This window comes from Butyricicoccus porcorum, from assembly GCF_051246315.1.
GTDB lineage: Bacteria > Bacillota > Clostridia > Oscillospirales > Butyricicoccaceae > Butyricicoccus_A > Butyricicoccus_A porcorum.
The window spans coordinates 1818595-1831992 of the sequence record NZ_CP178353.1 but is presented as its reverse complement, the minus strand read 5'-3'; the positions used below and the strand labels follow the sequence as shown (position 1 = coordinate 1831992).

Below are 13398 nucleotides of genomic sequence, written 5' to 3'. Positions count from 1 at the left end.
GGCAGGGTTGCTATAATAACAGTTAGACACGCGCCCGTAGCTCAGTTGGATAGAGCGTCAGACTCCGACTCTGAAGGCCATGCGTTCGAATCGCACCGGGCGTACCACAAAGACCCGCTATTTCTTACGAAATAGCGGGTCTTCTTAACTATTTTTACCACTTAAAAATTTTGACGACTTTTTGACGACAAAATCTAAAATAACAATGACTAAAATTTTCCATTCCATTAAATAGGGTGCAATTCACTATTCCCCTTTTCCGCTTTATTTTCCATCTTTCCCCGAGCGGTTTTCCAACTGTGCTTTATATTTCTTGCCTACATTGAACGATTGGTCTGACATTCCGCGCTGAATCAGCTCGGAGCCGAATCTGCTGCGAATGGCATCCACTGCTTTGTCCATTTTCCTCGCTTTTTCTTTTTGTTCATCGGGAAACAGGGTGAGTTGTATGGCTTCTTCACGAGTAATCTGTGTCAGCGAAATACCGATCAGCCGCAGCGGTGTCCGTCCATCCCAAAGCTCCCGGAACAATTGTTTGCTGACCGACAGGATTTCAGATGTAATATCCGTCGCTTCATCCAATTTGCGTTGATGTGAATGATTTTTAAAATCATTTGCCCGAATGGTAACCGAAATGCAATACGCCCGTGCGTCATCTGCCCGCATACGTGCTGCAACACTGTCCGCGAGTGCAAGCAGAATCCGGTGGGCTTCTGTAACAGTTGTCACATCTTCTGCCAATGTTGTGGAAATGCTGTATCCCTTCGCCTCCTCCGGCTGCGCCAGTACCGGCGAATCGTCTATTCCATTTGCAAAATTGTGAATCTGTCTGCCCAGCTTCACGCCGACCAGTGCCTGTACCTGTCTCAGATCACTTCGAGCAAGATCTCCTATTGTACGAATATGCGCCTTTTCCATTCTGGCGGCTGTAGATGCTCCTACAGTAAACAGCTCCCGTACTGGCAACGGCCAAAGCTTCGCCTGTATCTCATCTGGAAACAGAGTGTGTACCTTATCCGGTTTTTCAAAGTCACTTGCCATTTTTGCAAGCAGCTTATTTGTTCCGATACCGACATTGACAGTAAACCCTAATGTATCGCGGATTTCATCCTTTATTTTGTGCGCAACCGCGACCGGATCAGGATAAATATGCTCTGTGCCGCTCATATCAAGAAAGCATTCATCAATAGAATACTTTTCCACTACAGGCGCATAACTGCGGCAAATATCCATAAATGCTTTGGAACACGTCTCATAGAGCCGGAAATCCGGTCTGGCAAGAAACAGCTCCGGGCACTTCTCCAATGCCTTTGCAACCGGCTCTCCTGTGCGGATGCCAAACTTTTTTGCGGGGATAGATTTGGCCAGAATGACACCGGTGCGTTTTTCCCGATCTCCGCCGATTGCCGCCGGAATCAGTCTGATATCTTCCTTTCCCTGTGAAACACGCCTTGCTGCTTCCCAGGAAAGATACGCACTGTTTACATCAACATGAAAAACAAGTGGTTTCATCGCAGCGCACCTCTCTTCATGAAATATCATCTATCAACAGACAACTAAAAACAGAAAAACCGTCCATTTCGTATGAAACAGACGGTTTAATTGGTGGACCCGAAGAGGATCGAACTCTCGACCTCCGCGTTGCGAACGCGGCGCTCTCCCAGCTGAGCTACGAGCCCAAGTGCTTTATTATAATAGCACGCTCGCTTTCAAAATGCAAGCCCTTATGACAAAAATTTTCCTGCCGGAACATCCGGCAGGAAAGGTGTTTTTATAAATTTTGAAGGGTGTTGATAATCGCAGGAATGAACTGTTTTTTGCGCGAAACCAGACCGGGCAGCTCAAGTGGCTTGCTCGTGTCGACATCCCTGTTAAATGAACGCGACAACAGTTCCGGCGCATCCTTTCCCGCAAACAAAACCTCACTCGACTGGTCAAGAATATTGGTGACAAGATAAAATACCATGTCCACATCCTCATGTTCCAGCACCGACTCCAGATATCCTGACAGCATATTCTTCGCAGCCTCACGGTTTTTCTCACTGACATAACTGCCCTGACCAACGCCAAAGCGTGTCTTTCCACTGACAAAGATTTTATAGTCCTGCAGCAGCAGCTGTTCGGCGGTCTTGCCTTCCAGATTTTCGCCCGCTTCAAACATCTCTGTCGCAAGCGCTTCCACTTCAACGCCCGCAATGCTCGCAAGCTGCCTTGCCGCATATTCATCCTGCGGTGTACAAGTCGGAGAACGGAAAATCAAGGTATCCGACAGAATGGCACTGCACAGGATTCCCGCAATATTCGGTTCTATTTCCACATTGTATTCCTGATACATCTGGAATACAATGGTCGCCGTACAGCCGACCGGCTGATTGCGGAAAAACACCGGGCCATTGGTTTCCAGATTGCCAATGCGGTGATGATCGATAATTTCAAGAATTTCTGCATCCTCAAAGCCATCGACACACTGCGTTTTTTCATTGTGATCGACTAGAATGAGCTGTTTCCGCTGTAAATTCAACAAATTACGGCGGGAAATGACACCCTGATAGATGCCTGCCTTATCCACAACAGGAAAGTAATTGTGACGCACCTGTCCCATGATCTTCCGCGCTTCTTCAACCGGGGTAGAGAGCTGAAACATAATCATGGAACGTGCCATGGGGTGGCAGATGGGAATACTCTGGTTAATCAGACAGGACGCCGCATACGTATCATATGGCGTACTGATGACAGTACAGTTGTGCTCTTTCGCAATTTTGATAATGGTCTTTGCAATGTTCGGCGTCATGCAGACGACGAGACAGGCTGCCTCCAGTTCAATGGCACACAACTGTGCCTCATAGCGGTTTGCAACCAGAACAATGTCGCCCGGGTCTACCATATTTTCCATTGCCTCCGGGCTGCCTGCGGCAATGACAATCTTGCCATGGTCAATGCGCATATCCGTCGAGCCGGTGACCAGCGTACCGTTGAGTGTTTCCACAATATTGGAAACCGACGTCTTCGCATTTGCAACCGCATGCGGATCAAGGCTGTCCATATTCGCCATGGCCAGCCGTTTCAGAGTAATCAGGCCTTCCAGCTTGTTGTCACTGTTCGTGATCGGCAGCGTGGTAATATCCTGATCTCGCATCGTCTCCCACGCGCGGCGCAGTGTCATCTGTCCGTCCACGCCATCGATATAACGGATATCAATATCTCGTACTTTTGCATGTACATCCAGACAGATTCTGGGAGGTTTCATGTCAAATTTATTCAGTACAAACGCCGTTTCCTGATTGATTTCACCTGCACGGCGCGGTTCATATTCACGGTCTGTCGTGATATTTTTCAAATGTGCATAGGCAATGGCGGAACAGATCGAATCGGTATCCGGATTTTTATGGCCAATGACATTGACTGTACGCTGCAATTTATTCTTTCGCCCCATGTAGCTTTCTCCTCCTGTGCATTTTCTCACTCTTCATGTAATTATATCGTAATTCACTGTGCAGCAAAAGTCAACCGTGTGCGCCATGGATTTTCCCAGTTTTTTGTCCTTTCTTCTGAATTCAGGCAAATTTCCCTTGACATTATTGTGTATTATTGTCAAACTGGTATTGTAACATCTTGCAACAGGAGAACAACGCTATGAACCGAACAACTTCCTCATCCAAAAAGCAACGAGCACAACGGTGTCGGCGGAACCGACACCGTGCCTTTCTCCTTCTCTGCTGTGTGGTGCTGCTGGTTTCCGCCGCCGGCATCATCCATGCCCTGTCCGGCAGCAAAGAACGCCAATCCGACCAGCAACCGGAAAAATATGCAGCCGCAGGAACAATCCGCAAATCCGCAGCGACTCTCGAAAAATACCAGCCGGCAAGTGTCTCTCTGATTGCGGTCGGCGATAATCTGATTCACAACACTCTGCTGAAGGATGCGTATGAAGGCGGAGGTTCGTATGATTTTACACCATTTTATGAGGACATCAAGCCGTATATACAGGCAGCTGACATTGCCATTGTCAACCAGGAATCCCCTCTCGGCACAGGAACACCCTCCGGGTATCCGAGCTTCAATACACCGCAGGCGTGTGGGGATGCATTGATCGATGCCGGTTTTGATGTGGTGTCCCACGCTAACAACCACGCAATGGACTCCGGCTCCAGCGCAGTGTATGACACGCTGGATTTTTGGGACAGCCGGGCAGACAGCGGTGTGATCCGTATCGGCATTGCACGTGATGCAGAAGACCGCGCCAAAGTTCGCTATCTCGAGCGAAACGGCATAAAAATCGGTTTTCTGACCTATACCTATGGACTGAACGGCTATTCTCTGCCGGGTACCAATCCCGACCTCGTTTCACTGATTGACAAAGAAAAAATTGCTGCTGAGCTGGCAGCAGTCAGGGAGCAATGCGACGCAGTTGTTGTGCTGATGCACTGGGGGGAAGAATATCAGACCGTCGAAAACAGTGAGCAAAACGAACTCGCGGAATTTCTGACGGAAAACGGCGCGACGCTGATTATCGGCGGACATCCACATGTCTGCCAGCCATGCGAATGGATTGAATCAGAAAATGGTAACCGCGCGTTCTGTATCTATTCGACCGGGAATTTTATTTCTGCGCAGAATCAGACCAATACCATGGTGGAGGCCATGCTCCAGGTGACACTCACCCGCCAGAAAGATGGCTCCGTTGTCGTCGAAAATCCGGGAGTCATGCTGCTGGTCTGCTATTTCAATTCCAGCTGGCGCGGCTACCGTGTCGTTCCTTTGGATGATTATACAGAGTCCATGGCATCCTCTCATGCACTCGCAGGGCGCTGCCAGATGAGTCCCGCCCATCTGCGCAGTGTTGCCGCAGAAATTTTTGGAGAATATGTAATTGGCAGCACAATCCCGGTCACCTATGCCGCCGAAGAGGAACCGGCATCCAATACTGCCGCATAACCTGACCGCCATAGCTGTGCTGTTTTCCCGCGCAAATGATTGCAATGCTTCGACAAATACGGTATAATATTTCTTTGATGTGGCAACATGCGAAATAATTGCCCGCGCCGGCAGTGCGGGCTTATAGAGGAAGGATATCAATGATTTATAACAACGTACTCGAAGCCATGGGACATACGCCGGTCATCCGGCTGAACCATATGACGGCGCCGGACAGCGCAGATGTCCTCGTCAAATTTGAAGGACTGAACGTCGGTGGCTCTATTAAAACGCGTACAGCGTACAATATGATCGCTGAAGCAGAGGAAAAAGGCCTGATCGGCCCGGATTCCATCATCGTCGAGCCGACCAGCGGCAACCAGGGCATCGGCCTCGCACTCATCGGTGCTGTTCGCGGCTATCAGACCATCATCGTCATGCCGGATTCGGTCAGCGAGGAGCGCCGCAAGCTGGTGCGCCATTACGGCGCCGAAGTCATCCTCATCCATGATGACGGCGATATTGGCAAATGCATTGACGAATGCCTGAACACGGCACTGCGCATGGCAGCGGAAAACCCGAAGGTCTATGTCCCGCAGCAGTTTGAAAATCCGGCCAACCCGGAAGTACATCGCAACCAGACCGCGCTGGAAATTCTGGCGCAGGTGGACGGTCCGATTGACGGCTTCTGCTCCGGCATCGGTACGGGCGGCACCATCACCGGCATCGGCGAAGTACTGCGTGAGAAAAACCCGCATATGACCATCTGGGCGGTCGAGCCGGAAAACGCCGCAATTCTCGCAGGCGGTACCGTCGGTACCCATCTGCAAATGGGCATCGGCGACGGCCTGATTCCCGGCATCCTCAACACTGGCATTTATGATGATATCTATATCGTCACCGATGAGGAAGCCATCACGACCGCAAAGGATCTTGCCCGCAAAGAGGGCCTGATGTGCGGCATTTCCAGCGGCACCAATGTTGCTGCAGCCTGTAAGCTCGCAAAGAAGCTCGGCCCCGGCAAAACAGTCGTCACTGTCCTGCCGGACACAGCCGAACGCTATTTCAGCACCCCGCTGTTCGATGAATAATACACCAGTCACCCCATCCCGCGTGCCCGGCACGCGGGATTTTTTTTTGCACTGCACAGGTATCGTTTTCCTCTATCCGGCAGATACTGTGTTTTGAGGTGAAGCGACATGAAAGATGACTGTACCCTGCTCAACCATATCCGGCAAACCACAGAAATGGGAGTCGAAGGCATTGACTCCGTAATGGAATATGCAGACGGTTCATTCCGCCAGGCACTGGAACAGCAGCGCACCGAATACCGCAAGCTGCACGACTCCGCCGACACTCTTCTCCGCCGGCACAACGGCGTACCGGAGGATCTCAGCTCATTTGCCAAATGGTCAAGTGAATTGTCTGCCGGGCTGAAAACCATGATGGATTCCTCTCAGTCCAACCTCGCACGCATGATGATCGAGGGCAGCACGATGGGCGTCACCAAGAGCCTGCAAACCATGAAGACCTGTGATGTACGCGATAAGGCGGTATCCAATCTCGCAGAAAAACTGCTGGCGACGGAACAGGCCAACATCGACCAGATGAAAACCTTCCTGTAAAAAGGAACCGGGGCATAAAAGCCCCGGTTCCTCGGTCGTTGTACGATGTTTACTGATTTTTTCTGCACCGCTTGTAGTTTTCATACCGCGGCTGCTTGTGCTGCTTTTCATTCCAGATTTCATCTGCACATACCGCCCACTCCTGTGCATAGTGTTCACACTTTGCGCACAGGTGTTCGGCGCTCTCAGGAGACTGCAAATCGGTGGACTTTGCGCCGGATTCCTTTACAATGCGCTGCAAAATTTCTGGATTCTCCAGCATCGGACACGGCCGCAGATGGTTTTCATTGAACGGCTGGTTGTTGTAGTACGCCATGAACAGCGGCTGCTTGAGTGCCTCGAGAATGGAGCACTCGTGGATATTCGCGCCGGAGTAATGGATAAACACGCACGGCTCACAATCGCCGTTTGCATTGATATGGAAATAGTTTCTGCCGCCTGCAATGCAGCCGCCGACAAATTCACCGTCGTTCTGGAAGTCCATGCAGAACAGCTGCTTGCCGCCGGTCAGACCGCGAATCTCGCGGACACGGTGCAACATATACTTGCGCTGCTCCATTGTCGGCAGCAGGTCAGGCGCTGCCTCGTTGCCGACCGGCATATAGTGGAAGTACAGCGAATACCGGCAGCCCTTTTCAATAATCATATCGAGGAACTCGTCACTGGTGACGGTCTCGATATTCGCTCTCGTATAGCAAATTGATGTGCCGAAAATCAGACCGTTCGCCTTAAGCAGGTCAAACGCATGCATGACCTTGTCGAACACACCTGCGCCGCGGCGCAGGTCATTGACATCGGTAAAGCCCTCCAGGCTGATCGCAAGCATCAGGTTGCCGACGCGCTTCATGTCATCGCAGAATGCCTGGTCAACCAGCGTGCCGTTGGTATATGCGAAAAACTCGCAATCGTTGTGCTTCTCGCACAGGCGGATGACATCCGCCTTGCGGACAAGCGGTTCGCCGCCGGTCAGCATATAAAAATAAACACCGAGTTCCTTGCCTTGCGTGACAATACGATCCATATCGTCAAACGAAAGGTTCATGCGGTTGCCATATTCGGCAGCCCAGCAGCCGGTACAGTGCAGGTTGCATGCCGTGGTCGGATCCATCAGGATCAGCCACGGGATGTTGCACTGATGCACCTCACGCATTTTTCGGATGGTTTTTGTTCCATGCAAAAATGCCTCAAAGCCCAAATTCAGCGCCGTCATTTTGATGACATGCGGATCGAGCTCATCCAGCGCGCGATATGCATACTGTACCCACTTGTTGTCCGGGTCCTGAATCATGTTGCGAACCGAATTGTAGTTTTCCTCGGTAAATGTATCACCCATAAACTTTTCAGCCAGATCGACAATTTTGAGCAATGCCTGCTCCCGGTCCCGCCGAACATATTTCAGAGCACCATCAATTGCGACACCGAAAGCCGCACGCTCCGCCTTATGCTTCAGGGTATCCATGATAATCACCTCTAACCTTAAATTTGTCTTATCATAGCACCATTTCCGACAGAATTCAACAATTTCTTTTTTAAACCGGACGTTTTAAAAATTTTGTCCAATAATCGTAACTTTTTTATCAGAAAAATGACCAATCTTAAGTTTTGGTCATTTTTCCATCACTCTGCGGGAAGACTTTTTGTTGCCCAACACGAATGCATATTCTGTTGAATTTTATGCCGCGCCATTGGCCAGATGTTCGCGCACCATGGAAAGAAAATACTGGTGTACGGCTGTGCTGTCCCCCAGCTCCGGGTGGAATGCGGTCACAAGCTGCATGTCCTGCCGTGCTGCGACAATCCTGCCGTCGACAGTCGCAAGAACCTCCGTGCCCTCGCCCACAGATGCAATATATGGCGCACGGATAAAGGTCATCGGGATGTTGCCCGCATCCGCAAACGGTGCGCAGGTGAAAAAGCTGCCCAACTGTCTGCCATAGGCGTTGCGGCAGGCCGTGATATGCATAGTTGCAATATGACGGCGGCTGTCGTTTTCCATGTCCTCCGCCAGCAGGAGCAGCCCCGCGCAGGTGCCAAACACCGGCAGTCCGGCGCGGATCTTTTCCCGCAGCGTGTCGAGCATGCCCAGCTCACGCAGCAGTTTGCCCATCGCAGTCGATTCGCCGCCGGGCAAAATCAGACCATCCAGCGGCTGATTGAGATCCTCGGCACAGCGCAATTCCACAGTCCGTGCACCCAGCTGCTCCATCCGGTGCTCATGCTCGATGAATGCGCCCTGTACGGCGAGCACGCCAATGGTTATCATTGTCCGCGCGCCTCCATAATCAGCTCAATCTCGTCCGCATTGATGCCGACCATCGCCTCGCCGAGGTCTTCGGACAGCTCTGCCAGCTTATAGGGGTCATTGAAGTTCGTGACAGCCTGTACGATGGCAGTGGCACGTTTTTCCGGATCGCCGGACTTGAAGATACCGGAGCCGACAAAGACGCCCTCTGCACCCAGCTGCATCATCAGCGCTGCATCTGCCGGAGTCGCAACACCACCTGCGGCGAAATTGACAACCGGAAGGCGGCCGGCCTCATGTACCTGGAGCAGCAGATCCAGCGGAACCTGAAGCTGCTTTGCTGCCTCGAACAGCTCATCCGGCTGCATGGATGCAACGCGGCGAATCTCGCTCATCATCTTGCGCATATGGCGTACCGCCTGTACAACGTCACCGGTGCCCGGCTCGCCCTTGGTTCGGATCATGGATGCACCCTCGGCAATGCGGCGCAGTGCCTCGCCGAGATCACGCGCGCCGCAGACAAACGGCACCTTAAACTTCGTCTTGTCAATATGATATACATCATCCGCCGGAGAAAGAACCTCGGATTCGTCGATGTAGTCGATTTCAATTGCCTCGAGAATCTGTGCCTCGACAATGTGGCCGATGCGAACCTTCGCCATGACCGGGATGGAAACCGCTTCCTGAATGCCGCGGATCATCTTCGGATCACTCATGCGAGATACACCGCCTGCCGCGCGGATATCCGCCGGAATGCGCTCGAGTGCCATGACCGCGCAGGCACCTGCCTGCTCTGCAATCTTCGCCTGTTCCGGCGTAGTAACGTCCATAATAACGCCGCCCTTCAGCATCTGGGCAAGCTGCTTGTTCAATTCATAACGTTCAGACATACTGATCCCTCACATAATTTATTGGTAGCAATCGCGCGGTTTTTACTTTGGTCTCCATTATATCATGAACTGTGCTTAAATAAATATCCAATTTTTACATTTTTCGCATGCACAGTTTTGTTGCTCCACATACCTCTCCCCCTGTGTTTTTTCGCGCCGCTACATTGATTGCATGAGTATTTTATGATATGATAATTGTGTTATATGGATATGAATGGGAAGGTGGTGCCTGTAAATGGAACAGACAGAGCAAAAACAGGATGAACAGGCTGTACAGGCTGCGCACGATTCCGCAGGCAAGATACCGACGACTCCCGTTTCCAACGGCGATGTGCGCCTCATCTGGAAGCTCAAGGGCACCGGGAAAAAGGCGCGGCGTCAGGTCATTGAGGAATGTGTCAAGGGGCAGCCCGCGTTTATCATCTGTGATTCCAACGGAGCTAACTGCACCGTCATCACGGAGGAAGGTGAGGAAATCGGCCGCCTGAACGACAGGGATTCCAAAACCTACCATGAATTTGTGGAGAAGCATCCGCACCACATCTATATCAAACGGATTCGCTTTGACGTAGACAAGCCGCGCGTCAAAATCCTCCTCATCGTGCACGAGAAACCGCCGTACCCGCTGAACGAACTGCACGCCAATTCCTGACAGAAAAAAAGAAACCTGAGACCGTCCGCACGCTGCGAATTGCCTCAGGTTTTTATATTTATCATTGTATTGTCGGTTTTATTCCTCCGCCATACGGTAACCGACACCGATTTCCGTGCGGATATAGTACGGTTCTGCCGGGTTCGGCTCGAGCTTGCGCCGGATATGTGCCATGTTGACGCGCAGAATGCGATTGTTGTCGGTCGCATACGGCCCCCAGATGCGGCTGATGATGTAATCATAGGTCAGCACGCGGCCGGGTCGGCGGGCGATCAGCTCGACAATCTTATATTCAATCTGGGTCAGATGGACAATTTCGCCGGCGAGCAGAACCTGTCTGCGCTCAAAATCTACCGTCAGGTCGCGCACCGTATAGCTGCCGCGCGGCAACTCATCGCCGGAATCCAGCTTCGCCTGATGGCGCAGTGCCGTGCGGATGCGCGCGAGCAGTTCCGAGGTGCCGAACGGCTTGGTGATGTAATCATCCGCTCCGAGGTCGAGTGCCTCTACCTTCTGGCTCTCCTCCTCTCGCGCTGACACGATAAGCACCGGAACCCCCGACCAACCGCGCAGCCAGCGCAGCAGCTCGAGACCGTCCATATCCGGCAGACCGAGGTCGAGGAGGATCAGGCTCGGGCAATGTGAATTGATAATAGACCGCGCAAGGCTTGCGGTCTCCGCCTGAAGCGTGTGGTAGCCGTTGGCGGTCAGGACAGTGGTCAGGACATGCGCAATCGGCTGTTCATCTTCTACAATTAAAATTGTTTCCCTGTTCATGTGTTCTCCTCCATCGGCAGGGTGAATACAAACTGGGCGCCGCCGTCCAGGTGGTTGATTTCACTGATCTCGCCTTCATGTGCCGCGATGATGGATCGGCACAGCGTCAGGCCAATGCCGAGGCCGCCGCGCCTGCTGTCCGCATGCACCTGCGTCGTTTCAAACAATGTGTCGCGCTGCTCCTTCGGAATGCCGGGGCCAAAATCACGCACCGTAAACTGTGCATTTCCGTTCTGGCGGCGAAGGCTGACCTCTACAGGTGTACCCGCATAGCGGATGGCATTTTCAATGAGATTGATGAGCACCTGCACAATCAGTGTCACATCCATCGGGACAAACAGCATCTCCTCCGGCAGATGTACACTGATCTGTGCGTCCGGATAGCGCTTCTTGCACCGCGCTACTGCTTCAGCAATGACTTCTTCGGCAGCTTCCTCCGATTTTTTCAGGTTCGTCACCTGTGATACGCGCGTGACGGAGAGCAGATTCTCCACCATACGCAGCAACCATTCCGCGTCTTCATGGATGTCAGCGGCGAGCTTTTTGGTCTCCACTGCGCCGATGCGGTCTCCACTCTCCTCGATTGCAGCAGATGCGCCGATGATACCGGTCAGCGGTGTACGCAGATCGTGTGAGATAGAGCGAAGCAGGTTGCTGCGGATCATCTCGCGGTCGGCAGCCAGCGCAGCGCGGTTGCGTTCCTCCGCCAGCATCTGGCGCTCCAGCGAAATACCGGTCTGAGCGAGAATCGCACGGACATGCTCCATTGTCTCCTCGTCAATCGGATTGTCTTTCCACAGAAGTCCATAGCATCCGAGCATGGTCTCACCGCTCATCAGTGGAATATAGTGGAACATCGCATACGGTGCCAGCAGGGTTCCCGCACCGGCAGCTTTCTTTTCCCGGAAGCATGCCTCCACCGCGCCGCGTTCGATGGAATCGGATACAAAACCGCTGATTTCCCCACAAACGCGCTCCTGATTGTTTACCAGACTGTCCTCATTCTGGAAATACAGCACCGGGCAGCCCAACAGCTCGTGCAGATAGCGCAGCGTCAGGTCAATCATGCTGTCGGTGTCATGTGCATTGGCCAGCTGCTGGGAAAACTCGTACAGCCTGCGGATGCGCTGCTCGCTCGCACGCGAACGGCGCGCCTGCTGCTTGACGCTGCCGGTGGTCGCACTGGTAATGATCGAAATCAGCAGCAGCGATATGAAGATAACCGGATAGCCCGCCGCCGTAAAATTGAGCTTGTAAAACGGATCGGTAAAGGCATAGTTGACGGCAAATACACCCATGACCGATGCGAGAATACCCCAGCCATAGCCCTCTGTGGTACGGGCAACCAGCAGGGCAGCAAGCATATACAGCGCTGTGACGTTGGCGGAGCTGTCCGTCCACTTTACCAGCAGCGCAGACGCCCCGGTTGTCACCGCCACAATCGCTGTAGTAATACATAAATCGAGTACATTTCGGCGGCTGATATGCACCCGCCTGCGATGCTTCTCTTTTTCTTTTCTTTGCATGCAATTTTCCCCTTTCCTGCCGAAGCCCAACGAATTCCGGCTAATCCGGCAGATTATCTTTCTATTATAGCAACCGTCTGCGGCGGAAACAAGCGACGCAGTGTTAAGAATTTGCTATGTCATACAAGCCTGATACTTTTTGAACGACATCCGCATTTTATTTACAAAGAACGGACATGTTTAGGGCAAAAATTGGTGGTTTTTTAAGATTCGCGATATATTTTATAAAAACTATTTGCAATTTCAATTTTTATGCTATAATATGGAGAGACACAGGAGGATTACCGATGAGTTTTTTGAAACCAATACTTATTGCTGTTATCGTGATTCTGACAGTACTGATTATAGTAAAGGCAAACAGCTTCGCAACGTCTGACCAGCCGTCCGGCAAACAGAAGCCGGAAAAGGAACCGCCGGCATCGCCGAAGCCTGAACCGCCGATGCAGACCCCGATCGAATTTTTTATCGTCTATGTCGGTCGGCGTGTGCCGGTCACACATTACCCGTTCACCATCGGCAGCCGCAATGACAACGACCTGATTATCACCGATTCGACGGTTTCCCGCCAGCATGCCGAACTGTTCCGCAAGAATGGACAGGTCTGCCTGCGCGACCTCGGCTCGCTCAATGGCACAATTGTCAATAAGGTTCCCCGTTCCGAGACGCCGATTGTCGGCGGAGAACGCATCCAGCTCGGCACGACCATCCTTCAGATCGAACGCGCAATCGATGACGTGTCGGATGATACGCAGTTTATCCGGAGGTGATTGAG

General features: G+C 52.1%; 12 protein-coding genes and 2 tRNA genes. 6 read left to right on the top strand and 8 right to left on the bottom strand.

What is annotated here, in order from left to right; all coding sequences use genetic code 11:
- Positions 1 to 30 precede the first annotated feature (30 nt).
- A tRNA-Arg gene (locus ACLM7Z_RS09075) sits at positions 31 to 107 on the top strand.
- A gap of 157 nt (positions 108 to 264) precedes the next feature.
- Here ACLM7Z_RS09075 and ACLM7Z_RS09070 read toward each other — a convergent pair.
- The 3 genes from ACLM7Z_RS09070 to ACLM7Z_RS09060 form a co-directional block, all read right to left on the bottom strand.
- Positions 265 to 1512, bottom strand: coding sequence for a DNA polymerase Y family protein (locus tag ACLM7Z_RS09070; RefSeq protein ID WP_087018150.1), 1248 nt, complete (start codon positions 1510 to 1512; stop codon positions 265 to 267).
- A gap of 91 nt (positions 1513 to 1603) precedes the next feature.
- A tRNA-Ala gene (locus ACLM7Z_RS09065) sits at positions 1604 to 1679 on the bottom strand.
- A 92-nt stretch (positions 1680 to 1771) separates the two neighbouring features.
- On the bottom strand, positions 1772 to 3433 hold the full coding sequence (locus ACLM7Z_RS09060) for a putative manganese-dependent inorganic diphosphatase (RefSeq protein WP_435644923.1): 1662 nt from the start codon (positions 3431 to 3433) through the stop codon (positions 1772 to 1774).
- Between the two features lie 200 nt (positions 3434 to 3633).
- Between ACLM7Z_RS09060 and ACLM7Z_RS09055 the strand changes: the two genes are divergently transcribed.
- The 3 genes from ACLM7Z_RS09055 (at position 3634) to ACLM7Z_RS09045 (ending at position 6539) form a co-directional block, all read left to right on the top strand.
- Positions 3634 to 4935: a CapA family protein gene (locus ACLM7Z_RS09055; RefSeq protein WP_435644922.1), complete on the top strand. Its 1302-nt coding sequence runs from the start codon at positions 3634 to 3636 to the stop codon at positions 4933 to 4935.
- 140 nt (positions 4936 to 5075) lie between these two features.
- Positions 5076 to 6005: a cysteine synthase A gene (cysK, locus tag ACLM7Z_RS09050; RefSeq protein WP_273349830.1), complete on the top strand. Its 930-nt coding sequence runs from the start codon at positions 5076 to 5078 to the stop codon at positions 6003 to 6005.
- A 108-nt stretch (positions 6006 to 6113) separates the two neighbouring features.
- Positions 6114 to 6539 carry a hypothetical protein gene (locus tag ACLM7Z_RS09045; protein WP_087018158.1) on the top strand — a complete coding sequence of 142 codons (426 nt, stop codon included), beginning with the start codon at positions 6114 to 6116 and terminating at the stop codon, positions 6537 to 6539.
- 49 nt (positions 6540 to 6588) lie between these two features.
- Here the strand turns inward: ACLM7Z_RS09045 and ACLM7Z_RS09040 are convergent, their stop codons facing one another.
- The 3 genes from ACLM7Z_RS09040 to pdxS all read right to left on the bottom strand — a co-directional run bounded on the left by ACLM7Z_RS09040 (position 6589) and on the right by pdxS (position 9671).
- Positions 6589 to 7998: a radical SAM protein gene (locus ACLM7Z_RS09040; protein ID WP_087018160.1), complete on the bottom strand. Its 1410-nt coding sequence runs from the start codon at positions 7996 to 7998 to the stop codon at positions 6589 to 6591.
- Between the two features lie 213 nt (positions 7999 to 8211).
- Positions 8212 to 8799 carry a pyridoxal 5'-phosphate synthase glutaminase subunit PdxT gene (gene pdxT, locus ACLM7Z_RS09035; protein ID WP_087018661.1) on the bottom strand — a complete coding sequence of 196 codons (588 nt, stop codon included), beginning with the start codon at positions 8797 to 8799 and terminating at the stop codon, positions 8212 to 8214.
- Positions 8799 to 9671 carry a pyridoxal 5'-phosphate synthase lyase subunit PdxS gene (pdxS, locus tag ACLM7Z_RS09030; protein WP_435644921.1) on the bottom strand — a complete coding sequence of 291 codons (873 nt, stop codon included), beginning with the start codon at positions 9669 to 9671 and terminating at the stop codon, positions 8799 to 8801. Before pdxS ends, pdxT begins: the two co-directional genes overlap by 1 nt.
- 235 nt (positions 9672 to 9906) lie before the next feature.
- Between pdxS and ACLM7Z_RS09025 the strand changes: the two genes are divergently transcribed.
- On the top strand, positions 9907 to 10323 hold the full coding sequence (locus ACLM7Z_RS09025) for a hypothetical protein (RefSeq protein WP_087018164.1): 417 nt from the start codon (positions 9907 to 9909) through the stop codon (positions 10321 to 10323).
- A 78-nt stretch (positions 10324 to 10401) separates the two neighbouring features.
- Here the strand turns inward: ACLM7Z_RS09025 and ACLM7Z_RS09020 are convergent, their stop codons facing one another.
- Together ACLM7Z_RS09020 and ACLM7Z_RS09015 are read right to left on the bottom strand one after the other, a co-directional pair.
- Positions 10402 to 11100, bottom strand: a complete 699-nt coding sequence (locus tag ACLM7Z_RS09020) for a response regulator (protein ID WP_087018165.1) — start codon at positions 11098 to 11100, stop codon at positions 10402 to 10404.
- Positions 11097 to 12626 carry a DUF4118 domain-containing protein gene (locus ACLM7Z_RS09015; protein WP_273349838.1) on the bottom strand — a complete coding sequence of 510 codons (1530 nt, stop codon included), beginning with the start codon at positions 12624 to 12626 and terminating at the stop codon, positions 11097 to 11099. The genes ACLM7Z_RS09020 and ACLM7Z_RS09015 overlap by 4 nt, the downstream gene beginning before the upstream one ends.
- 287 nt (positions 12627 to 12913) lie before the next feature.
- Between ACLM7Z_RS09015 and ACLM7Z_RS09010 the strand changes: the two genes are divergently transcribed.
- Entirely contained in the window at positions 12914 to 13393 is a 480-nt protein-coding gene (locus tag ACLM7Z_RS09010) for an FHA domain-containing protein (protein ID WP_165761052.1), read from the top strand.
- Positions 13394 to 13398: the final 5 nt, after the last annotated feature.

What these genes read in the sequence shown, in the direction of transcription:
- ACLM7Z_RS09070 (WP_087018150.1), bottom strand. Translation starts at nt 1,512, where the DNA reads ATGAAACCACTTGTTTTTCATGTTGATGTAAACAGTGCGTATCTTTCC.
- ACLM7Z_RS09040 (WP_087018160.1), bottom strand. Translation starts at nt 7,998, where the DNA reads ATGGATACCCTGAAGCATAAGGCGGAGCGTGCGGCTTTCGGTGTCGCA.
- ACLM7Z_RS09055 (WP_435644922.1), top strand. Translation starts at nt 3,634, where the DNA reads ATGAACCGAACAACTTCCTCATCCAAAAAGCAACGAGCACAACGGTGT.
- ACLM7Z_RS09045 (WP_087018158.1), top strand. Translation starts at nt 6,114, where the DNA reads ATGAAAGATGACTGTACCCTGCTCAACCATATCCGGCAAACCACAGAA.
- ACLM7Z_RS09060 (WP_435644923.1), bottom strand. Translation starts at nt 3,433, where the DNA reads ATGGGGCGAAAGAATAAATTGCAGCGTACAGTCAATGTCATTGGCCAT.
- pdxS (WP_435644921.1), bottom strand. Translation starts at nt 9,671, where the DNA reads ATGTCTGAACGTTATGAATTGAACAAGCAGCTTGCCCAGATGCTGAAG.
- ACLM7Z_RS09020 (WP_087018165.1), bottom strand. Translation starts at nt 11,100, where the DNA reads ATGAACAGGGAAACAATTTTAATTGTAGAAGATGAACAGCCGATTGCG.
- ACLM7Z_RS09015 (WP_273349838.1), bottom strand. Translation starts at nt 12,626, where the DNA reads ATGCAAAGAAAAGAAAAAGAGAAGCATCGCAGGCGGGTGCATATCAGC.
- cysK (WP_273349830.1), top strand. Translation starts at nt 5,076, where the DNA reads ATGATTTATAACAACGTACTCGAAGCCATGGGACATACGCCGGTCATC.
- ACLM7Z_RS09025 (WP_087018164.1), top strand. Translation starts at nt 9,907, where the DNA reads ATGGAACAGACAGAGCAAAAACAGGATGAACAGGCTGTACAGGCTGCG.
- ACLM7Z_RS09010 (WP_165761052.1), top strand. Translation starts at nt 12,914, where the DNA reads ATGAGTTTTTTGAAACCAATACTTATTGCTGTTATCGTGATTCTGACA.